We start from the raw sequence: 20544 nt of genomic DNA, 5'->3' as shown, positions 1-20544 counted from the left end.
GGAAATACATATGGCAATCACTGTAAAGCCGTTTGGAGAAGGCGCAAGTCTCTACCAGCTCAAGAACAGCCGCGGCGTCACCGTTGAAATCAGCGACCTGGGGGGCGCCCTGGTGCGTGTGTGGACGCCCGGCCGGGATGGAGCGCTTGCGGATATTGTGCTCGGTTACCGGGACGCAGCGGGTTACCGCGCACGCAAGGGCTTTTTTGGACTCCTGATCGGGCGCTGCTGCAACCGGATCGGCAAAGGCCAGTTCACATTGAATGGCAAAGTCTATCAGCTTGCCTGCAACGAGGGCGGCAAAAATCATTTGCACGGCGGGATTTCCGGCTTTGACCAGAAGCTTTGGAAAGCCGAGCCATCCGAACAGCCGGGGATGCAGTCGCTCACCCTCACCACCTTCAGCCCGGACGGAGAAGAAGGTTATCCGGGCGGGCTCGATGTGCGGGTTACCTATACCCTGAACGACGAAAACGAGCTGAAAATCCATTATGAGGCGGACTGCGACGCGGACACGCTCTGCAACCTTACCAACCATGTCTACTGGAACCTCGCGGGGCACGATTCCGGCGGCATTCTGCATCAGGAACTGAAGCTCTATGCTGACGAATTTACCGAAGCGGATGCCGGGAGCATCCCGACTGGGAAAATCCTACCGGTCGCGGGAACGCCCATGGATTTCCGGGATTTTTGCAAGGTGGGCGACCGGATCGGTGACGATTATGAGCAGCTCCGTTTCGGTCATGGCTATGACCATAACTGGGTGCTGCGCAAGGGCGCCGAACGGCTGCACCCGGCGGCGGATCTGTACGATCCGGAAAGCGGGCGGCTGCTTTCTGTGTGGACAACCTGTCCGTGTGTGCAGTTCTACGCGGGCAACAAGCTGGACGGGTCCCAGAAGGGCAAGGACGGATGCACATACTATGCGCATGCGGGCCTCGCGCTGGAGACCCAATTTGCTCCGGACGCTGTCAACCATCCGGAGTTTGAAAGCCCCATCCTGTATAAAGGGGAGCATTACGACCAGATCACCGTCTACCGCTTCAGTGTGAAGGAATGATGTGAAAAACGGGTCCGCGAAAAATTTCGCGGACCCGTTTTGGGTTTTGCGGCATGGCGAAGGACTCAGCCGATATACCTGCCGCGTTTGCTGTATTTGGCACAGGGATTATAAGGCTTGGGCTGTTGGGCGCATCCGCAGGCGGGTTCTACTACAGGGACCGGGGTCACGGTCGGTGCGCATCCGCAGGCAGGGGCTGCAGGCACAGCGGCGCATCCGCAGGCAGGGGCTGCAGGCGCGGCAGCGCATCCGCAGGCAGGGGCTACAGGCGCGGCAGCGCATCCGCAGGCAGGGGCCATGGGCGCAGCGGTACAACCGCAGGAGGATGCTGGGGCAGCTTTACTTGTGCAGGGAGTGGTCGGAACTGTATCGGGCGGGTTGCATTTCTTATCAAAGCTTGGGTTGAAAGCGTAAAAGTTCTTTGCATCGAGATTATCCTGCGTAATACGCAGCGCGTCGCCGAAGCGCTGGAAATGCACGACTTCACGCTCGCGCAGGAACTTAATCGGATCGCGGACGTCAGGATCGTCGATCAGCCGAAGGATATTGTCGTAAGAAAGCCGGGCTTTCTGTTCAGCAGCGAGATCCTCATAAAGATCTGCCAGCGCATCGCCAGTGACCTGCAGGATCGCGGTAGTGAACGGTGTACCCGAGGCAAATTGTGGGAATGCCCCGGTGGTGTGATCGACAAAATAGGTGTCGAATCCGCTCTTCTTGATGTCAGCCATGGACAGGTTCTGGGTGAGCTGATAGAGAATGGCGGAGATCATTTCAACGTGTGCAAGCTCTTCTGTGCCGATGTCGGTCAGCATCCCTTTCACTTGGCCGTACGGCATGCTGTAACGCTGCTGCAGGTAGCGGGTAGCCGCTCCGATTTCTCCGTCAGGTCCGCCGAGTTGGCTGATAATCACCTTGGCAAGCGCGGGATTTGGATTTTTAATTTTCACAGGGTATTCCAGTTTTTTCTCATATAACCACATGGATGTACTTAAGCCTCCTTTTCCCACGGCCACGGATTGTCGGTCCAGGACCATCTGGTTGCATCTGAATTTTGACGGTTGGTAAGCGGGCCAAACTGTTCGTTATAAAGCCGGACTGCTTCTTCATGCAATTGTTTGTGCTTTTGGTAATAAGCGAGCGCTTTCGGACAGTTCGGATGACTGTCCAGGTAGAGGGAAACCTCGGTGAGCGCGAAATCGTAGGTGCGGATCAGATTGAGCAAGCGCTGTCTCTCACACACAGGAACACGCCCCCTCACAGAACGGTTTATCAAGCCCAGGGAAGATGGTGCCGCGTTTGAGACCAACTTCGGCTTCGTAAACCGTGTCCCATTCCTGCCATGGCGAATAGGTCATCGCCAATGCAGGCATTTCGTCGGGACAGAAATCTTCTTCGACGGTAATAAGGACCGCCGGAGCGTCAAGTTTACAATCCATATACGAAAATCTCCTTTATCAAGACTAGGGGTCAGTACCCATCAATTCATTCTATGGCGCTCCTGTAAAAGCGTTCATCGCGTTTTTTTCAGGGAATTTGGCGTTTGTGTCACAAAATATAAAATTGCTGCCATAAGATTCCTGAAAAACAAAATGTGCCTTCCACATAAATCCGATTTTGCCAGTCAATAATAACCTTGCCAAGACAAAGCCAATGGAAGATGGCAAAATAAAAGGAGGAACAATTCTGATGAAAGCCACAGGAATTGTGAGGCGCATTGACGATTAAGTTATAATAGGAGCAAGGTCAGAAAGCCTTGAAAACACTGGTGTTTCGCTGATTTTGTCCGATTTCGCAAGCATTCAGAGCGCAAGCTGTTTGACCGCGGTGAGCTGCAACCGCAATCTCGGAAGGAGGTCGCAGCAAATAACAAAATACGCAACGGGATAGCCCCGGTACTGTACCACGCATGAGTGGAACAATACCGGGGCTATTTTTTATCACAACGGAGGTAACACTTATGATTCCAAATCCACTTCTGGCGTTTGACGCCTTGATGCAGGAAACGCCCTATTCGCATTTTGATAGCGGCTGCGAGGGCATCACGCCGGAATGCCGTACCTGTCGTTTTCATCGTCCGCACTGGAAGTATCAATCCTGTGTCTTTCAGTTCTGCCCATATTCTCCGATTGCGGTTTCCACACGCAAGGAAAAGCTGGGGCGGTGATACCAAATGGCAATTATCCGCGCTGAAAAAACAAAAGGCTTCACGGTCATGTCCAACAGCCACCTGAGAGATCAATCTATTACACTCAAGGCAAAAGGGCTACTGTCACTGATCTTGAGCCTTCCTGATGGCTGGGGCTACTCACTCAAGGGGCTTGCGACACTCAGTTCCGACGGGCTGGATTCCACCAGAGCAGCACTCAACAACCTTGAAGAACACGGCTATATTATCAGGCGACAACTTTACGACAAAAGAGGTCGATTTGCGAAATGCGAGTACACAGTTTATGAGCGTCCGCAGCGGGCTTCTCCACCAACGGATTTACCGTCATTGGATAAGCCGACAACGGATAATCCGTCACCGAAGAATGCGTCATCGGTAAAGCCCACGCTATTAAATACGAATGAAGAAATTATAGAAGGATCAAATACGGACTCTATAAATCATCCATCTATCAATCTTGATAGGATGGATGGGATGGATGAGCGAAGCGAATACGAAGAGCTGATTAAAGAGAACATCAGCTTCGACAACCTTCTCCGGAACTATCACTATGACCATGACAGACTGCAAGAAATTGTAGACATTATCTTGGACGTTGTTTGCTCCTGCGCTCAGACAATCCGTATTAACGGCGAGGACATACCCGTGTCTGTGATTAAATCGCGGTATCTCAAACTAAATGACAGTCACATCGAGTATGTAATCGACTCTATGGCAAAGAATCCCTCCGATATTCGTAACATCAGAGCATATATCCTGACAACACTCTACAACGCACCTGTCACGATAGACAATTACTACTCCGCTCTCGTCAACCATGATCTCTACGGGCAGGACAAGCCCTCAGAATAACACATACATACGATTGCAGCCTCAAAAGCTGTTTGAGCAATGCTCGGAAAGGATAAATATGAGAAGTGCAAAAGAAACCGGTTGTTTTCCGTATAGTTGCGGTCAGGTCTGCTACATGGAGGTCTCGCCTGACGGAGCCGTTACCCAGTTATCCACGGTTGGTGAAAAACGTTCTGCCTACATAAACGCACAGGCTGGCATCAGCAAAATCCTTGCAGTGTGGCCGGGACGTTGGCGCAGCGATCTCTTCATCATTGACGATCTGGACGCTTTTTCCGAAAAGCAAAGTCTGTTCGGAAAATACAGATAACTCGGCGGAAAGGAGGATAGCTCGAATGAAAATCTTCTGTCTCAAGGGTGTGCCGCCTTAGCTGAGGCAGCATCCCCTCAATCATCTCAAGGAAAGGAGGTATCACTGCAATGCAGGATGAAGTCAACACCAAAGTTGTTGCAATCATGATCAAGGGCGGCAAAATCTCTGCCGAGGTACTGAAAAAGGCTCTGGACAAGTTCGTTCAGGAGATCGAGAAGGCGCAGAAGCAGATGCAGCAGCCCAAAACCTATCGCGGCAAGCAGTCCATCAAGCATCTGATGAGCCAGAACGCCGCTATCTCCAACATCGAAGTGACGGACGGTAACATCAAGTCCTTTGAGCGAACAGCCAGTAAATACGGTCTGGACTTTGCACTCAAGAAGGACGTTTCCGTTGAGCCGCCCAGCTATCTTGTCTTCTTCAAGGGACGGGACGTTGATGTCATGACCGCCGCCTTCAAGGAGTTCTCCGCCAAGACGGTCAAGCAGAAGGAACAGCCGTCTATCCGACACAAGCTGGATCAGGAGAAAGCTCAGAGTAAGGCGCAGCACAAGGAGAAGGTCAAGGTCAAAACCAAGGATCGGGGTGTGGAGCTGTGAACAAACCCGATGTGAAGAAGCTCGTTCTTCTGAACCTTCCGTATGTCTTCGCCTTCTACTTTGCAGATAAGATCGCCGCCGTATTTCGTCTCGCCCCCGGCACAGCGTTCATCGACAAGCTGACAAACGGCTTTGCCGTGTTCGGTTCTGCCTTTGCAAATCCGCTGCCCAGCTTTCATCCCATCGATCTGCTCATCGGTATGTCGGCTGGTGTGTTGCTCAAGCTGGCAGTTTACGTCAAGGGTAAGAACCGCAAGAAGTTCCGGCAGGGCGAAGAGTACGGCTCTGCCCGCTGGGGCAAGCCAGAGGACATCAAGCCGTACACGGATCCGGAGTTCTCGAACAACGTCATCTTGACGCAGACGGAGTTCCTGACCATGAACAGCCGCCCGAAGCAGCCGAAATACGCCCGCAACAAAAATATCCTTGTCATCGGCGGTTCCGGCTCAGGTAAGACACGCTTTTTCGTGAAGCCGAACCTGATGCAGATGCACAGCAGCTATGTTGTGACTGACCCGAAGGGTACGGTGCTGGTGGAGTGCGGCAAAATGCTTGAAAAGGGCGGCTACGTCATCAAGTCGCTGAACACCATCAACTTCCGGAAATCCATGCACTACAACCCGTTCAGCTACATCCGCAGCGAGAAGGACATCCTCAAGCTGGTCAATACGATCATCGTCAACACGAAGGGAGATGGTGATAAGTCCGGCGAAGATTTCTGGGTCAAGGCGGAAAAGCTCTACTACACAGCTCTCATCGGCTACATCTGGTATGAGGCACCAGACCACGAGAAAAACTTTACTACCCTGCTCGAAATGATCAATGCCTCAGAAGCCAGAGAGGACGATGAGACCTTCAAGAACCCCGTGGATGTCATGTTCGACGAGCTGGAAGCCCGCGACCCTGACCACTTTGCGGTCAAGCAATACCGCAAATACAAGCTGGCGGCGGGCAAAACCGCCAAGTCGATTTTGATTTCCTGCGGTGCAAGGCTTGCGCCCTTCGACATTGCAGAGCTGCGGGAGCTGATGAGCTACGATGAGATGGAACTGGACACCATCGGAGACCGGAAGACGGCGCTGTTCGTCATTATTTCCGATACCGATGACACCTTCAATTTCGTCGTGGCGATCATGTATTCTCAGCTCTTCAACCTTCTCTGCGACAAAGCAGATGACGTTTACAACGGACGGCTTCCCGTCCATGTTCGCTGTCTGCTGGACGAGTTTGCGAACATCGGTCAAATCCCGAAGTTTGATAAGCTCATCGCAACCATCCGAAGCCGGGAAATCTCGGCGTCAATCATCTTGCAGTCCCAGTCTCAGCTCAAGACCATCTACAAGGATGCGGCTGACACCATCACGGGCAACTGCGACTGCACCCTTTTCCTCGGCGGAAAAGAAAAATCGACCCTCAAGGAAATCAGCGAGGTGCTGGGCAAGGAGACAATCGACCTTTACAACACCTCAGAAACCCGTTCCAACAACAACTCTTATGGCTTGAATTATCAGAAGACCGGCAAGGAACTGATGTCTCAGGACGAGATCGCCGTCATGGACGGAGCTAAGTGTATTTTGCAGCTTCGAGGCGTGAGACCTTTTCTCAGTAACAAATACGACATTACGAAGCATCCAAAGTACCGGCAGCTCTCCGACTATAACAAGCGGAACGCCTTCGACATCGAGAAATACCGGCAGCACAAGCTGGTAGTCAAGCCCGATGACACATTCGACCTCTATGATATGGGCGAGGTCGAAGCGGATTAAAGCCCCGTCGCTGCACTGCGCAGTGGGTAAAGCCTGATGGCTCCCAAAGCAGAACAGCGACGGGGCTTCTTTTTTTATGCCCATTTTCAAAAATACACAACCAATCTTTTTCAAATCAAGGAGGAAAATCTATGGCTTTCATCAATCAGGCTGTCACGGTTCTTCAGACGCTCGTTATCGCCCTCGGTGCCGGTCTCGCAGTGTGGGGTGTTGTTAACCTCATGGAAGGCTACGGCAACGACAACCCCGGCGCCAAGTCTCAGGGCATCAAGCAGTTCATGGCTAATTAAAGGGAACAAAAAGAAAGGAAAAACCAATCCAGACGGTATCAGCGGCAGGCTACAAGAATAAATTGTGATTTCACAAGATTGATGCTATAATAAGAGAAAAGTTCCTGCCGGGGCAGCCGCCCCGGTGGTATGGATAGAAAGGCAGGAAAACAATATGCACATCAGCTATAAACCACTCTGGCACACACTGTTAGAGCGTGATATGAGAAAAGAAGATTTAAGGCTTGCCGCCGGTATGACAACGAATATGATTGCCAACATGAGCAAAGAGGGAAAGCACATCAGCATGGACACATTAGCCCGTATCTGCGAAACGCTGAATTGTGAGATTACCGATGTGATTGAGTTAGTACCAGACGAGCCTGCTTCCACAGGAGGTAAGGAGCATGAGCGAATTGAAACCAAGAATAACGGAAAACGGAATTGATTATATCCTTGTCGGAGATTACTATATCCCAGATTTGAAGCTGCCGGAGGAACACCGCCCTATCGGAAAGTACGGACGGATGCACCGGGAGTATTTAAGAGAAGTCCACCCAGCCAAATTGAACACCTTGACCTTGACAGGGGAGTTATGGACATACCTTGCAGACCTGAACGAACAGGCACAGGAACGGTTAGACACCATCATGGAGCAGATGAAAGATGCCGAGGGCGTGACCGAGGAATTGAAACGAACCCAACAAATGGAATGGGTGCGGCGTTGCAATAACATTCACAACCGGGCAGAAGAAATTATTTTGCAAGAGATGATTTATTCATAACGGTATGGTAGAATGATTATGACAAATAAGAATTTTTTGCTCCATACGCCCTTGACAATAGTCCTTACAATATACTATAATAGTATTTGTAAATACTATTTGTAAGAGGAGGACTTATGGAAAACAATCATTTTAACGTTGCGTGGGCGAAAAGCACTGCGCTATATACAAAAGCAGCTTCAGTACTTGGCGTCGGATACCCGGAAATGATGGTGCTGTATGCGCTGGAATCCATGGGAGAACTGACGCAAAAGCAGATCGCAGAGAATTTCGGTATGCAAAAACAGACGGTTCATACGGTCGTGAGCGCACTTCAAAAGAAGGGCTATTTACTGTTGGAGGCCAGCGAGGGCGATAAACGTGAGAAGCGGATCGTCTTGACTGAAAGCGGACAGGTATACGCCCACAGAATGATTGCGCCTTTACGAAAAGCCGAGGAGAAGGTTTATAGAACAATCGGGAACGAACGGCTCCAAGCCATGTGTGAAATTCTTGACCTTTTCAATCTTCTCTTTGAAAGAGAGCTGAGAGGAGGTCTGGGCAGTGAATAACAAGCGGACTTTCTTTCAGTATGTGATTCCGTCCGTGTTATCCTTTGCGCTTTCCGGGGTGTATGCCATCGTTGACGGTTTCTTTGTAGGCAACTCAATCGGGGATGCCGGACTTTCCGCAATCAACATTGCATATCCCATCACGGCGGTCCTGCAATCCGTAGGGACAGGAATCGGAATGGGTGGTTCAGTCAAATACTCCATTCTGAAAGCAGCAGGAAATGAGAAAAAAGCACGGGAGTTCGTTGCCGGTGCAACATGGCTGATGCTTCTTTTCAGCGCTGTCCTGACTGTCACCGTTTTCTTCACTTCAGAGAAAATCCTTTCTGCCCTTGGTGCATCGGGCGAGTTGCTTACTCTGGGAAATGAGTATATCAAGGTAATTGCCCTTGGAGCGATTTTACAGGTGTTCGGCACCGGACTGGTTCCGTTTATGCGTAATTACGGCGGTTCTTTGTGGGCAATGATCGCTATGATCTGCGGCTTTGCTACCAATGTTGCTCTTGACTATACTTTTGTGTGGGTTCTTGGACGGGGCATGTACGGTGCGGCATTGGCGACCATTATTGGGCAGGGAGTTACCATGGCGGTTGCACTCGTGTATTGCGCCATCAAAAAGAACCTCACTCTGAAAATCGCACCTGTTGATACCCCGAAAACGGCATTTCAGATATTAAAAATCGGACTTGCTCCATTTGGCTTGACCCTTGCCCCAAATATCTCTCTTGTGATCATCAACCGATTTTCGGTTTATTATGGCGGACAGGAGGCTATCGCCACCTATGCCTGTATCTCCTATATCATCTGCATTGTTTATCTTCTTTTGCAGGGTGTCGGTGATGGTAGCCAGCCGCTCATGAGTCAGTTCTACGGAGCAGGCGAAGAAAAATCGCTCAAACAAACCAAAACGCTGGCGTATGAATTTTCCATGGTTTTGGCGGTAATCAGTGCGATTCTGATTTACCTGCTCCGTGGAAAGATTGGACTACTGTTCGGTTCATCTGCCGAGGTAAACGCAGGGGTCATAAAGGTCATGCCGATCTTCCTTGTGTCGGTTCCGTTTGACGCCATCACACGAGTTTCCGCGGCGGCTTTCTACGCAACCGAAAAAAGTGTGCTGTCCTATGTTCTGACCTTTATCGAACCCATCATCATGCTGGTGTTGATGCTGATGCTGCCGCCGGTGTTTGGCGGTCAAATCACGATTTGGTGGAGCGCCGTATTTGCAAAGGTCATTACCGCATCAGTAAGCATTGTGCTGTCCGTTAGATACAGCGCACAAAGAAATCGATAACTTCCAGTTTATCGTTCTGATTTTCAACTGAATAACCACAGTAAAAACCGCTGCTACATGGAAGCTAACAAACCATGCAACAGCGGTTTTTCTTTACCGTTTTTTCCTTTGGCTGATAGGCGTTCCCATTTTCTTTGATTTTTTGAGAATCCGAATGAGCCAGCGAAATTCTTCATCTGACAGATTTTTATAGTTGATACCAAGTTGCTTGCAGTAAAGGACAACCAGCTTTTCATCCCGGCTACCCTTGAAATTTTCGACCGCTTCCAGATTTTCTTTCAGTTCATCGGCAACGGTGGTCTGGGGTGCACTCTCACTGTCCTTTTTGTGGGCTTCCCGAATATCCCGGATAATGAGGTTGAGGTCATCCAGAACCATGTGACTAAAATACTCATCATCGCTGATATGGGCGGCTTGCAGCACTTTCAAATGCGGGTCATCTTCGCCGGGGCGATACCGTTCAATGATTTCATGCCGGACGGTATCGACAAGTGCATTGAGATTTTGAATCTGCATGGTGGCAATCCCGTCCACATAAATCTCAATGTCTGCAAGAAACTTGATAAAATCTTTATGTGTGGCAAGCTCACAGAGCAGACGGTTGTTAATCCGACTGCTTTTCAGAAGTGCTACCATCTCATCATTCAAATGCAGCTCCGTCAATGACGTGTTGATCTGCTCCCTGTTCTCTGTCCGGCACAGTAGATAATCAACGGAAACCCCATAGAAGTCTGCCAGCGTGATAAGGTTGCCATGATTGATTTCCTTAAAATCCTCTTTTTCATAACTTCCGAGAGCAGATTTGGAAATACCCGTCAGCTTTGATAGTTCTTCCAGATTTAAGCCTTTGTCCTTGCGGAGTTCCCAAAGGCGTTCCTGTATGCTTGTTGCTCCTTTCATGGGCGCACACTCCTTTCCGGCGGTTTCATTGCTGCCGCTTAACTGGATTATATCACACTTTCCGCAATCGTGGAAATTTCTGATTTTTACTCCTAATTCCTACTTTGTGGACATACGGCACAGGGCACAAAAATGTTCTATGATACAGGTAGTTCATCGATGGATTATTCCAATCGAATGACCAGCCTGTGTGGGATATGCTTCCCCGGCGATGTAGTGCCATGACTTTTGGCAGGGATGTGGAGGAACCCTGACCGAAACGAGCGTACCAAAGGGAGCGATACGCCGCTGTGAGATTCAGGGGAGGAACGACACCGGGGAGAACTGGCGAACTGACACCGAAATGATACCGAAACACGACAATCTGATAGGGGGATAGTCTACCCTATCGCTGATACTTCGGGAGATTTTAGGCGGCTCTATGGCTGTAATTTTTCCGAAAATCGCCCCGAAACCATACACAAAAACGGGAGGAAGCGCAATATGCCGAGAATGAGCAAAAAGAGGAAACAGGAGCTTTCCTTTTACCTCAATGACCGGGGGCGTGTCACTTACAACGAATTATGCCGGAAATGCCAGCATGGGTGCAAGCAGAGCTTCCGGGCGGTTGTGATTGACTGCCCCCGTTATTTATCCAAACGAGCAAAGAAAAAGGAGGAACACACCGAATGAATTTTGAATTTATGACGATAGACACACCACTGCCGCCCTGTATGCCATTTCCCAGAGCGTTGACAGGATTTCCAGTCAGCAGCACCGCAAAGGTCATGTACTGCCGGATGCTGGACGCTATGCTATCCAAAGGGCAGGAGGACGAGAACGGAATCCTGTTTGTCTGCTTCCCTGTCACAGCCATTGCCGCAGTCCTGTCCCGCAGCTCTATGACGGTCAAGCGTTCTTTGAATGAACTGGAAAACGCCGGACTTATCATGCGGGTGCGTCAGGGCGTTGGAGAACCAAATAGGATTTATGTGCTGATACCGGGAAAGGAGGACGCTGCCCTTGCCTGATACCTCAAAGCTGGAAAAACTCAATCGGGAGATGGAGAAAAGCGAAGAGAAACTGCGGAAAGCCATCAATGATGAAAAGGCATTGAAGCACCAGTTAAAGCAGCTTACCCGAAAGGAACGGACGCACCGGCTCTGTACTCGTGGCGGTATGCTGGAAAGTTTTCTGCAAGAGCCGGAACGCCTGACAGATGATGATGTCATGCTGTTGTTGAAACTCATTTTTCACAGGCAGGACACGCAGGAACTATTGAAAAAACTGCTGGAACGGGAGAAGCCGGAAACCCCTTAGTTTACTAAGGGCGCAATTATACACCACCCAGAGGTTGGTGCATTGCGTTCTCCGAAGGCTCCTCGCCGGAGGGCTGTGATTTTCCGCAGTCATGGTCTGCGCCAAATCAAACAGGGGACGCTACGCTTCCCCTGCGCTGGCTACCGCCAGCTACCCTTTTGTGGACTTGCCATCTGGGGACACCTTGCGTTGCAAGTTGTTCCCAGCCGACAAGTTTTACAAAATCTCTCTATACTTTGACGGTCGAATAAAGTATAATGAAGTCAACGACTAATCGGGATTTAACGAGGAGGTAATGATTATGGGTAGAAATATAAAAGGTGGTTTTTTAACATTAAGTGGTGTTGTTGGTATTGTAGGAATGATAATAGCGGCAATGCAAAATCCAGCAACTGCATGGGTAACGCCACCTGGAAGAATGATTGTAAGTATTTTAGAAAATGGATTATTGATTCCTACGGTTTTATTCCTTGTTCTTTTTATTTATGGATTGTATATTCTCCTAACGGAGAAAAACGATTGAGCAATACCGGTTTGTCGAATTAAGAAAATCGGTAGTTGACAAGGAGTTTTGATAGCGTGAAAAAAACATTTCTTAAAATTGTGATAGGGGTTGTTCTTGTTTGTATTTTATTTGTTTGTTTTCTTTATACGAACAATGAGATCGGCGTGACTTCATCTAAGCTGGAGACAGATATTCGTTCGTCGCAGAAGATTAAGGATGATTGGACGGTCGATGGAAGCGTTTCCAGCACGATGGCTGCATATATTTCTTACCCTCAGGATTTGAGTGACCATTCTTTTTCCGTCTATGTCAACCGCCCTGGTCTTTCCTTTGGATACTTTTTCCGTGGGGGTGGAAAACTTTCGGGGGTTCAAAGAGGAATTGCCGAGTACACTGTAGAAGGATATAATGAGCGAGCATTTATTTCTATGAATCAGCAACAGGTAACACAGCTTGAAATAGATGACGGCAACACAATTCAAGTGCTTGACATTGACAGCAATAAACCTTTTGCGATTGTTTTGCCTATAAATGCGGGAACCATTACATTCTATGATGTGAATGGCAATACTGTGGAATACTGGAACAATTCTCTTTGACAACTTCCAGTTTGCCACCCACACATCGGGTCAACTTGCCCCGAACTTTTACAACTAAATACCCGCCGCCAACAAAGCGGCACACCAAGCAGGAAATCTGAAAAAGGTTGCCTGCTTTTTTTCTGCCCAAAATGAGGTGGTAAAACGCCATCCCATCCATAAATCAAGGAAAGGAGGGACTCGAAATGCCCTGTCCACACAACGAAATTTCTATTGTGCAGCGAAGCCAACAGCAGTCTGCGGTTGCCGCCGCTGCTTACCAGAGCGGCGAAAAGCTGTTCTGTGAATACGATCAGGAAGTGAAGCACTACCCGGAAAAGCGTGGTATCGTCCACAATGAAATCCTGCTCCCGGCAAATGCCCCGCCGGAGTATGCAGACCGCAATACTTTATGGAACGCCGCCGAAGCGGTGGAAAAACAATGGAACTCCCAGCTTGCAAGGCGGTGGGTGCTGACCATCCCCAGAGAGATACCGCCCGACCAGTATGCTGTCCTTGTCCGGGAGTTTTGTGAACAGCAGTTTGTTTCCAAAGGGATGATTGTTGACTTTGCCATCCATGACCCCCACCCGCCGGGACACAATCCCCACGCCCATGTCTTACTCACTATGAGGGCAATGGACGAACATGGGAAATGGCTTCCCAAGAGCCGCAAGGTTTATGACCTTGATGAAAGCGGAGAACGGATAAAACTTCCGTCCGGCAGGTGGAAAAGCCATAAGGAGGATACGGTTGACTGGAACGACCAGAAGTATTGTGAAATCTGGCGGCATGAATGGGAGGTCATCCAGAACCGCTATCTGGAAGCCAATGACCGCCCGGAGCGTGTGGACTTGCGTTCCTATGCCAGACAGGGGCTTGATATTATCCCTACTGTCCATGAGGGGGCTGCTGTCCGGCAGATGGAAAAGCGTGGAATCCAGACGAATATCGGCAACCTGAACCGGGAAATCAGAGCCGCCAACAGTTTGATGAAGTCCATCCGGCAGCTTATCCAAAACCTCAAAGGCTGGATTACCGAGCTGGGCGAAAAACGGAAAGAACTGCTTGCACAAAAGGCGGCGGAGGAAGCGACACTTCTTCCCAATCTGCTGATGAGGTATATGGAGATACGAAAGGAAGAACGGAAGGACTGGACAAGGGCTGGACAGAACCGGGGGACTTCACAGGACTTAAAGGCAGTCAGCGAAGCCCTGTCCTATCTCCGGCAAAAGGGGCTTTCCACTGTGGAGGATTTAGAAGCATTTCTGGAATCTTCCGGGAAATCAGCCGCAGATTACCGCAATCAGATGAAGCCAAAGGAAGCCCGCAGCAAAGTGATTGACGGGATTCTTGCCAGCCGAACAGACTGCAAGGAATGTAAGCCTTTCTATGAGAAGTACCAGAAGATATTTTTCAAGAAAACAAAGGAGAAATTCAAACAGGAACACCCGGAGGTTGCCCGGTATGAGAAAGCCGCTGCCTACCTTGCCAAGCACCCGGACGATAAGGACAGTACCCAAAAGGAGCTGCAAGAGGAGCAGGAAAAACTTCTCAGCGAAATCGCAGAGCTGAAAGTACCGATGACCGAGGTACAGGAGGATTTGAAGAAGCTGCGGGACATCCGCTACTGGGTACGGAAAGCCACACCCGGCACAGAGGAAAGTAAAGAGCCGCCTAAGAAGCAGCCCATCAAGGAAGTCTTGCAGGATAAGGCAGACGAGAAAAAGGCTCAAAGAACCGCCCCGGCACAGGCGAAACACAGACAACAGGATATGGAACTTTAACAGGCACTTGCATTTTCAATCAGAGAATGTCAGGTGCTTTTCTTATTTTCAAGGAGGGATAGATTTGAATGTATTTGAAGCTGTGAAGCAGTCCGTCACAACAAGACAGGCTGCGGAGCATTATGGAATCCATGTAGGTCGGAACGGGATGGCTTGCTGTCCGTTCCATAACGATAAAACCCCAAGCATGAAGCTGGATCGGCGTTACCACTGCTTCGGCTGCGGTGCGGATGGGGATGTGATTGATTTTGCCGCCGCCCTGTATGGGCTGGGAAAGAAGGAAGCCGCCGTACAACTGGCACAGGACTTCGGACTTTCCTATGAGGACTGGAAACCGCCGGGAAAGGAAAAAAAGCCCAAGCCCCGGCAGAAATCCCCGGAGGAACAGTTTCAGGAAGCAAAGAACCGCTGCTTCCGTATCCTTGCCGATTATCTCCATCTGCTTCGGGCATGGAGAAAGGATTATGTCCCGCACTCCCCGGAGGAAGCCTTTCATCCCCGGTTTGTGGAAGCCTTACAGAAGCAAGCCCATGTGGAATATCTGCTGGATGTGCTGCTGTTCGGGGAGACAGCGGAAAAAGCGGCTTTGATTACGGACTACGGAAAGGATGTGATACAGCTTGAACAGCGAATGGCAGAGCTTGCAGCCGCAGACGCAGCAAGAACTAAAAAACACCATGAACGCCATGCAGCCGCCACAGAGCGTTGAGGAAATCAAGGCGGGGCTGGAAACTACCGAGAAAGGCGGTGTCCGTCAGAGCATACGGAACTGCCTGACCGTATTCCAGCGTGACCCTCTGCTTTCCGGGGCTATTGCATACAACATCCTGACCGACCGCAAGGACATCATAAAGCCCATCGGCTTCCACAGAGAAAGCACCGCCCTGAACGATACGGATATGAAGTATCTGCTTCTTTATCTGGAAGAAACCTATGGGCTTACCAATGAGAAAAAGATTGACAATGCCATCGGGATTGTGGCGAATGAAAACAAGTACCATCCCATCCGGGATTATCTCAATACTCTTGTGTGGGACGGGACAGAGCGAATCCGCTTCTGCCTGCGGCACTTTCTGGGGGCTGACGCAGACGATTACACCTATGAAGCGTTGAAGCTGTTCCTGCTGGGTGCAATCTCACGAGCTTTTCAGCCGGGGTGCAAGTTTGAAATCATGCTCTGTCTGGTAGGCGGTCAGGGGGCTGGCAAGTCCACCTTCTTCCGTCTGCTGGCAGTCCGGGACGAGTGGTTCTCCGATGATTTGCGGAAGCTGGACGATGACAATGTGTACCGCAAGCTGCAAGGTCACTGGATTATCGAAATGTCGGAAATGATGGCAACCGCCAATGCCAAGAGCATTGAGGAAATCAAGTCATTTTTAAGCCGGCAGAAAGAGGTTTATAAGATACCCTATGAAACCCACCCGGCAGACCGCCCCCGTCAGTGCGTGTTTGGCGGCACTTCCAATGCCCTTGACTTCCTGCCCCTTGACCGTTCCGGCAACCGCCGCTTTATCCCCGTCATGGTGTACCCAGGGCAAGCCGAGGTTCACATTTTGGAGGACGAAGCTGCTTCCAGAGCCTATATCGAGCAGATGTGGGCGGAAGCGATGGAGATTTACCGAAGCGGCAGGTTCAAGCTGGCTTTCAGCCCCGCCATGCAGCGGTATCTCAAAGAACACCAGCGGGATTTTATGCCGGAGGACACCAAAGCCGGGATGATACAGGCGTATCTTGATAAGTACACCGGGAGCATGGTCTGCTCCAAGCAGCTCTACAAGGAAGCCTTGAACCATGCCTTTGACGAGCCGAAACAATGGGAAATCCGGGAAATCAACGAGATTATGAACCAGTGCATTGACCGCTGGCGGTACTTCCCGAACCCAAGAATGTTTTCAGAATATGGCAGACAAAAGGGCTGGGAGCGTGAAAACCCGGCAACGGACTCCGGCAACCCGTCTGAAAAAACGATGGATGGTTTTGTGGAGGTCACAGAACAGATGGAGCTTCCATTCTGAAAATGACAGCCCGTTGCACCCCCTGTTGCTATCCCGTTGCCGAGCCGGTTGCCGGGGAAAATCCCGAAACTATCGGCTTTTCTCCCCTATGACAACCAAAACAACAGAAAAATAAAAGAAAAGTATAAATAGTAACCATCGCCAGATTGAGATTGTTTGCAAGGTCTTTTGAAGCCCGTTGCCGGACTTCGTTGCCGACATCCTCTGTCTGGCTATTCTCATGTATGGAGGATAACTGCCTATGGCAAAAAACAAAACAGAGATTCATGTTACAACAGTGTTTGACGGGGAGTTGGACGCAACCGATGTGTTCGTCAGCCTGATTTCCCAGAAATACGGTAAGACAAATACAAAAGAATATCTTGCTAAAAAGAAAGAATTGAAGTATAATGAAGATGAGGTTCAAAAGAGCCAGATACCGTCTGGATTGTGTGGGTAAATGGCTATGATGAACGAAATGGAATACAGGACAATCGGTTCGGCACTTGCCGGGGGCTATCGTGCGGCGGTCTATTGCAGGCTGTCAAAGGACGATGACCTGCAAGGCGAAAGTGCCAGTATCGCAAACCAGCGTGATATGCTGGAAAAATACTGCGAAAAGCAGGGATGGGAGGTTGTGGCAGTCTATCAGGATGATGGCTTCACAGGTCTTAACATGGAGCGTCCTGATTTACAGAGAATGTTGAGAGCCATTGAGCGCAGGCAGATCAACCTTGTCATCACGAAAGACCTCAGCCGACTGGGGCGTAACTATCTGCAAACCGGGCATTTGATTGAGGACTTTTTCCCAAGAAACGGTGTCCGCTATATCGCCATGAATGACGGTATCGACACCCTGCGGGATAACAACGATATTGCCCCGTTCAAGAATATCCTGAACGAGATGTACAGCAAGGATATTTCCAAGAAAGTCCATTCCTCTTATCTTCTGAAAGCGCAGAAAGGACAGTTTACCGGGTGTCTTGCCCCCTTTGGGTATCGGAAAGACCCAGAGGACAGAAACCATCTGCTCATTGACGAGGAAACCGCCCCGATTGTGCGGCTGATTTTCGGATATGCCCTAAACGGTCATGGTCCGAACTATATCCGCAGACGGCTGGAGGAAGAAAAAATCCCCTGCCCCACATGGTGGAACCGGGAACGGGGGCTTCGCAATACCCGCACCAAATGGGAAAAGAAAGACCCGGAAAACGGACGGTATATGTGGGACTTCTCCGTTATCAAAGACCTCTTGATGAATCCCGTCTACACCGGGGCGATTGCTTCCCAGAAAAAAGACTACCGTTTCAAAATCGGCACGATTGGAGAAAAGAAGCCGGAGGACTGGATTGTGGTGGAGGGACAGCATGAACCGCTGATTGACCGCATGAGCTTTGACATTGTGCAGAACAAGCTGAAATCCCGCCAGCGTCCAGGGCAGACCAATGAAATCAGCCTGTTTGCCGGATTGATAAAATGCGGCGAGTGTGGTAAGTCACTGACGATACGCTACACAAACGCAAAACATCCCCAGCAGATTTACTCCTGCAAAACCTACAATGCCTTTGGAAAGAACCACTGCACCCAGCACCGGATTGACTATGACACCCTTTACAGCCATGTGCTGCGAAAAATCCGGGAATGTGCCAGAGCTGCCCTGATGGACGGGAAAGCGGTTGCCGACCGCCTGACTAATACCTGTGAAGCCGAGCAGCGGGAACAGCGGGAAGCAATGGAACGCTCCCTTACAAGGGACGAGGAACGGATTGAGGTTCTGGATAAAATGGTCATGCGGCTTTATGAGGATATGATTGCAGGGCGTATCAGTGAGCAGAATTTCAACACCATGCTGGAAAAGACACAGACCGAGCAGACGGAGCTTAAAGCAAAAGTGTCCGAAGGCAGAAAGCGGCTGTCCGATGAAGCCCAGCTTGCCAATGACGCAAAACAATGGGTGGAAGCCATTCAGGAATATGCCAACATCACAGAGCTGGACGCAGCCACCCTTAACCGCTTAATCAAAGAAATCGTCGTGCATGAGCGCATTGACGAAGATAAAACAAGACACATTTCTATCGAAATTCATTTTAATCTCAAACCCATCCCAGAGGTGGAACAGGTCACTGCCTGACCTGTCCCGCCGGGACGGTTCTCTTAAAAACACCATATAGATTTTTTGTACGCCGCCGCCCGCCATCGAGCAGAGTTTTACACCTAATTGGGGATAAAACAGCTCATGGCTGGCGGCGGTGTGGTGCTGATCGGCACGACCCTCATCCCCCTGCTCTCCGGTTTGTTCGGCTAATCCACGGCAAGCCCAGCTTAACCGAAGGGTGGTGAAATATTGGGCAGCATTTTAGAAAAGATCGAACAGGCTCTCAAGGATATGCTGATCGGATGGATCGAGAGCAACCTGACCAATATGTTCACCGATGTCAACGAGAAGGTAGGAACGATTGCCGCCGAAGTTGGGCAAACACCGTCCGGCTGGAACGGCGGCGTGTACCAGATGATCCGGGGACTATCCGAAAACGTGATAGTCCCCATCGCTGGCATCATCATCACCTTCGTTCTGTGCTACGAGCTGATTTCCATGATCACCGAGAAAAACAACCTTCACGACATGGACACTTGGATGTTCTTCAAGTGGTTTTTCAAGGCGGCTGTGGCGATCTATCTCGTGACACACACGTTTGACATCGTGATGGCAGTATTCGACATCGGGCAGAACGTGGTTTCCGGCGCAGCAGGAGTAATTCACGGCAACACCAGTATTGACATTGACGCGACGATTGCGCAGATGCGTACCGGCATGGAGAACATGGGCGTCGGAGAACTGCTCGGACTGTCGATAGAAACGCTCCTGATCAGCCTGTGTCTCAAAATCATGGCGATCCTCATTACGGTTATCCTCTACGGGCGCATGATTGAGATTTACTGCACCGTGAGCATTGCGCCTATTCCCATCGCAACCATGAGCAACCGCGAATGGGGCAGCATCGGCACGAACTATCTGAAAGGCTTGTTCGCTCTGGCATTTCAGGGCTTTCTCATCATGGTCTGCGTCGGCATCTATGCAGTGCTGATCAACGGCATGATCATCGCAGACAACATTCATTCGGCTCTGTTCTCTGTGGCAGCGTATACGGTCATTCTATGCTTCTCGCTGTTCAAGACCGGAAGCCTCGCAAAATCCATTTTCCATGCGCACTAAGGAGGTCGGCAGCATGAAGAAGTACAGCATCATCTACGCCGATCCCCCTTGGGCGTATCGGACTTACTCCAAGAAGGGACAGGGACGGTCGGCGGAAAGCCACTACCCGACAATGTGCATTGAAGACATCAAGGCACTTCCTGTCGGTGAGCTTGCCGCTAAGGACTGCGCTCTGTTTCTCTGGATCACGTTTCCGTGCCTCTGTGAAGCACTCGAAGTGTTGACGGCATGGGGCTTTTCTTATAAGACCGTGGCTTTTGTATGGGTGAAGCAAAACCGCAAGAACGATGACCTCTTCACCGGCATGGGGTATTGGACAAGGGCAAACGCGGAAATCTGCATCCTTGGCACGAAGGGACACCCGAAGCGAGTTGACGCCGGTGTGCGTCAGGTCATCCTCAGCCACATCGAAGAGCATTCCAAAAAGCCGGATGAAGCGAGGGAACGCATTGTTCGGCTCATGGGAGACCTTCCCCGCGTAGAGCTTTTTGCCCGTCAGTCTCCCGAAGGCTGGGACGTTTGGGGCAACGAAGTCGAATGCAGCATTACTCTTGGAAAGACCTGCTAACAAAAGTCAAGTAGAAATTTCAGGTTTTGGGAGCAGCGAAAAA

At 50.2% G+C, this 20544-nt stretch carries 25 protein-coding genes and 3 pseudogenes; 24 read left to right on the top strand and 4 right to left on the bottom strand.

The window, feature by feature from the left end:
* The first annotated feature begins 10 nt into the window (after positions 1 to 10).
* Positions 11 to 1060 (top strand): aldose epimerase family protein, encoded by a 1050-nt coding sequence (locus DWV16_RS15470; protein WP_118480113.1) that lies wholly within the window; start codon positions 11 to 13, stop codon positions 1058 to 1060.
* 386 nt (positions 1061 to 1446) lie between these two features.
* Here DWV16_RS15470 and DWV16_RS19675 read toward each other — a convergent pair.
* From DWV16_RS19675 to DWV16_RS15455, 3 genes and pseudogenes are all read right to left on the bottom strand, one after another.
* Positions 1447 to 2040, bottom strand: a pseudogene (locus DWV16_RS19675) (manganese catalase family protein); the annotation flags it as partial.
* An 8-nt stretch (positions 2041 to 2048) separates the two neighbouring features.
* Positions 2049 to 2300: a spore coat protein CotJB gene (locus DWV16_RS15460; protein ID WP_066453016.1), complete on the bottom strand. Its 252-nt coding sequence runs from the start codon at positions 2298 to 2300 to the stop codon at positions 2049 to 2051.
* Entirely contained in the window at positions 2293 to 2496 is a 204-nt protein-coding gene (locus DWV16_RS15455; protein WP_066453018.1) for a spore coat associated protein CotJA, read from the bottom strand. Before DWV16_RS15455 ends, DWV16_RS15460 begins: the two co-directional genes overlap by 8 nt.
* A 521-nt stretch (positions 2497 to 3017) precedes the next feature.
* On the opposite strand from DWV16_RS15455, the gene DWV16_RS15450 reads away from it, so the two are divergent.
* The 10 genes and pseudogenes from DWV16_RS15450 (at position 3018) to DWV16_RS15405 (ending at position 9656) form a co-directional block, all read left to right on the top strand.
* Complete coding sequence (locus DWV16_RS15450; RefSeq protein WP_118480111.1) at positions 3018 to 3224, top strand: hypothetical protein; 207 nt, start codon at positions 3018 to 3020, stop codon at positions 3222 to 3224.
* A 6-nt stretch (positions 3225 to 3230) separates the two neighbouring features.
* On the top strand, positions 3231 to 4079 hold the full coding sequence (locus DWV16_RS15445) for a DUF6017 domain-containing protein (RefSeq protein ID WP_118480108.1): 849 nt from the start codon (positions 3231 to 3233) through the stop codon (positions 4077 to 4079).
* A 58-nt stretch (positions 4080 to 4137) separates the two neighbouring features.
* Complete coding sequence (locus DWV16_RS15440) at positions 4138 to 4389, top strand: hypothetical protein (protein ID WP_118480106.1); 252 nt, start codon at positions 4138 to 4140, stop codon at positions 4387 to 4389.
* A 110-nt stretch (positions 4390 to 4499) separates the two neighbouring features.
* Entirely contained in the window at positions 4500 to 4991 is a 492-nt protein-coding gene (locus DWV16_RS15435; RefSeq protein ID WP_005934796.1) for a PcfB family protein, read from the top strand.
* Complete coding sequence (locus tag DWV16_RS15430) at positions 4988 to 6757, top strand: VirD4-like conjugal transfer protein, CD1115 family (protein ID WP_118480104.1); 1770 nt, start codon at positions 4988 to 4990, stop codon at positions 6755 to 6757. Before DWV16_RS15435 ends, DWV16_RS15430 begins: the two co-directional genes overlap by 4 nt.
* Before the next feature lie 131 nt (positions 6758 to 6888).
* Positions 6889 to 7041 (top strand): annotated as a pseudogene (locus tag DWV16_RS15425) (Maff2 family mobile element protein); the annotation flags it as partial.
* A 160-nt stretch (positions 7042 to 7201) separates the two neighbouring features.
* The gene (locus tag DWV16_RS15420) at positions 7202 to 7474 is read left to right on the top strand and encodes a helix-turn-helix transcriptional regulator (protein ID WP_002593556.1); all 273 of its coding nucleotides are present in this window, start codon (positions 7202 to 7204) and stop codon (positions 7472 to 7474) included.
* Positions 7434 to 7811: a TnpV protein gene (locus DWV16_RS15415; RefSeq protein WP_009274452.1), complete on the top strand. Its 378-nt coding sequence runs from the start codon at positions 7434 to 7436 to the stop codon at positions 7809 to 7811. Before DWV16_RS15420 ends, DWV16_RS15415 begins: the two co-directional genes overlap by 41 nt.
* Positions 7812 to 7927: 116 nt before the next feature.
* Positions 7928 to 8362 (top strand): MarR family winged helix-turn-helix transcriptional regulator, encoded by a 435-nt coding sequence (locus tag DWV16_RS15410; protein ID WP_003020286.1) that lies wholly within the window; start codon positions 7928 to 7930, stop codon positions 8360 to 8362.
* Entirely contained in the window at positions 8355 to 9656 is a 1302-nt protein-coding gene (locus DWV16_RS15405) for an MATE family efflux transporter (RefSeq protein WP_003020289.1), read from the top strand. The genes DWV16_RS15410 and DWV16_RS15405 overlap by 8 nt, the downstream gene beginning before the upstream one ends.
* Positions 9657 to 9749: 93 nt before the next feature.
* Here the strand turns inward: DWV16_RS15405 and DWV16_RS15400 are convergent, their stop codons facing one another.
* A complete protein-coding gene (locus tag DWV16_RS15400; RefSeq protein ID WP_117534455.1) occupies positions 9750 to 10556 on the bottom strand; it encodes a helix-turn-helix domain-containing protein in 807 nt (268 codons plus the stop codon).
* A gap of 483 nt (positions 10557 to 11039) precedes the next feature.
* Here DWV16_RS15400 and DWV16_RS15390 point away from each other — a divergent pair, with 483 nt between their 5' ends.
* The 13 genes and pseudogenes from DWV16_RS15390 to DWV16_RS15325 all read left to right on the top strand — a co-directional run bounded on the left by DWV16_RS15390 (position 11040) and on the right by DWV16_RS15325 (position 20501).
* A complete protein-coding gene (locus DWV16_RS15390; protein ID WP_003020302.1) occupies positions 11040 to 11228 on the top strand; it encodes a hypothetical protein in 189 nt (62 codons plus the stop codon).
* Complete coding sequence (locus DWV16_RS15385; RefSeq protein WP_006060472.1) at positions 11225 to 11566, top strand: DeoR family transcriptional regulator; 342 nt, start codon at positions 11225 to 11227, stop codon at positions 11564 to 11566. The genes DWV16_RS15390 and DWV16_RS15385 overlap by 4 nt, the downstream gene beginning before the upstream one ends.
* Positions 11559 to 11855, top strand: a complete 297-nt coding sequence (locus DWV16_RS15380; protein ID WP_118480102.1) for a DUF3847 domain-containing protein — start codon at positions 11559 to 11561, stop codon at positions 11853 to 11855. The genes DWV16_RS15385 and DWV16_RS15380 overlap by 8 nt, the downstream gene beginning before the upstream one ends.
* 301 nt (positions 11856 to 12156) lie before the next feature.
* Complete coding sequence (locus DWV16_RS15375; RefSeq protein WP_118480100.1) at positions 12157 to 12378, top strand: peptidase M50; 222 nt, start codon at positions 12157 to 12159, stop codon at positions 12376 to 12378.
* A gap of 56 nt (positions 12379 to 12434) precedes the next feature.
* Positions 12435 to 12959 (top strand): hypothetical protein, encoded by a 525-nt coding sequence (locus tag DWV16_RS15370; protein ID WP_118480098.1) that lies wholly within the window; start codon positions 12435 to 12437, stop codon positions 12957 to 12959.
* A 185-nt stretch (positions 12960 to 13144) separates the two neighbouring features.
* The gene (gene mobQ, locus DWV16_RS15365; protein WP_118480096.1) at positions 13145 to 14725 is read left to right on the top strand and encodes a MobQ family relaxase; all 1581 of its coding nucleotides are present in this window, start codon (positions 13145 to 13147) and stop codon (positions 14723 to 14725) included.
* Between the two features lie 64 nt (positions 14726 to 14789).
* The gene (locus DWV16_RS15360; RefSeq protein ID WP_118480094.1) at positions 14790 to 15434 is read left to right on the top strand and encodes a CHC2 zinc finger domain-containing protein; all 645 of its coding nucleotides are present in this window, start codon (positions 14790 to 14792) and stop codon (positions 15432 to 15434) included.
* Positions 15403 to 16740 (top strand): virulence-associated E family protein, encoded by a 1338-nt coding sequence (locus DWV16_RS15355; RefSeq protein ID WP_118480092.1) that lies wholly within the window; start codon positions 15403 to 15405, stop codon positions 16738 to 16740. Before DWV16_RS15360 ends, DWV16_RS15355 begins: the two co-directional genes overlap by 32 nt.
* A 241-nt stretch (positions 16741 to 16981) precedes the next feature.
* On the top strand, positions 16982 to 17179 hold the full coding sequence (locus tag DWV16_RS15345) for a hypothetical protein (RefSeq protein ID WP_117522850.1): 198 nt from the start codon (positions 16982 to 16984) through the stop codon (positions 17177 to 17179).
* A complete protein-coding gene (locus tag DWV16_RS15340; RefSeq protein ID WP_097786101.1) occupies positions 17180 to 18850 on the top strand; it encodes a recombinase family protein in 1671 nt (556 codons plus the stop codon).
* Positions 18851 to 18940: 90 nt separating this feature from the next.
* A pseudogene (locus DWV16_RS15335) lies at positions 18941 to 19024 on the top strand (Maff2 family mobile element protein); the annotation flags it as partial.
* A gap of 39 nt (positions 19025 to 19063) precedes the next feature.
* Positions 19064 to 19933: a VirB6/TrbL-like conjugal transfer protein, CD1112 family gene (locus tag DWV16_RS15330; RefSeq protein ID WP_005934793.1), complete on the top strand. Its 870-nt coding sequence runs from the start codon at positions 19064 to 19066 to the stop codon at positions 19931 to 19933.
* Between the two features lie 13 nt (positions 19934 to 19946).
* A complete protein-coding gene (locus DWV16_RS15325; protein WP_199719796.1) occupies positions 19947 to 20501 on the top strand; it encodes an MT-A70 family methyltransferase in 555 nt (184 codons plus the stop codon).
* Positions 20502 to 20544: the final 43 nt, after the last annotated feature.

Source organism: Anaerotruncus sp. AF02-27 (assembly GCF_003465835.1).
In the GTDB taxonomy this organism is placed as follows: domain Bacteria; phylum Bacillota; class Clostridia; order Oscillospirales; family Ruminococcaceae; genus Anaerotruncus; species Anaerotruncus rubiinfantis.
Note: the sequence above shows the minus strand (reverse complement) of the source record. Positions and strands in the feature narration are given on the sequence as shown.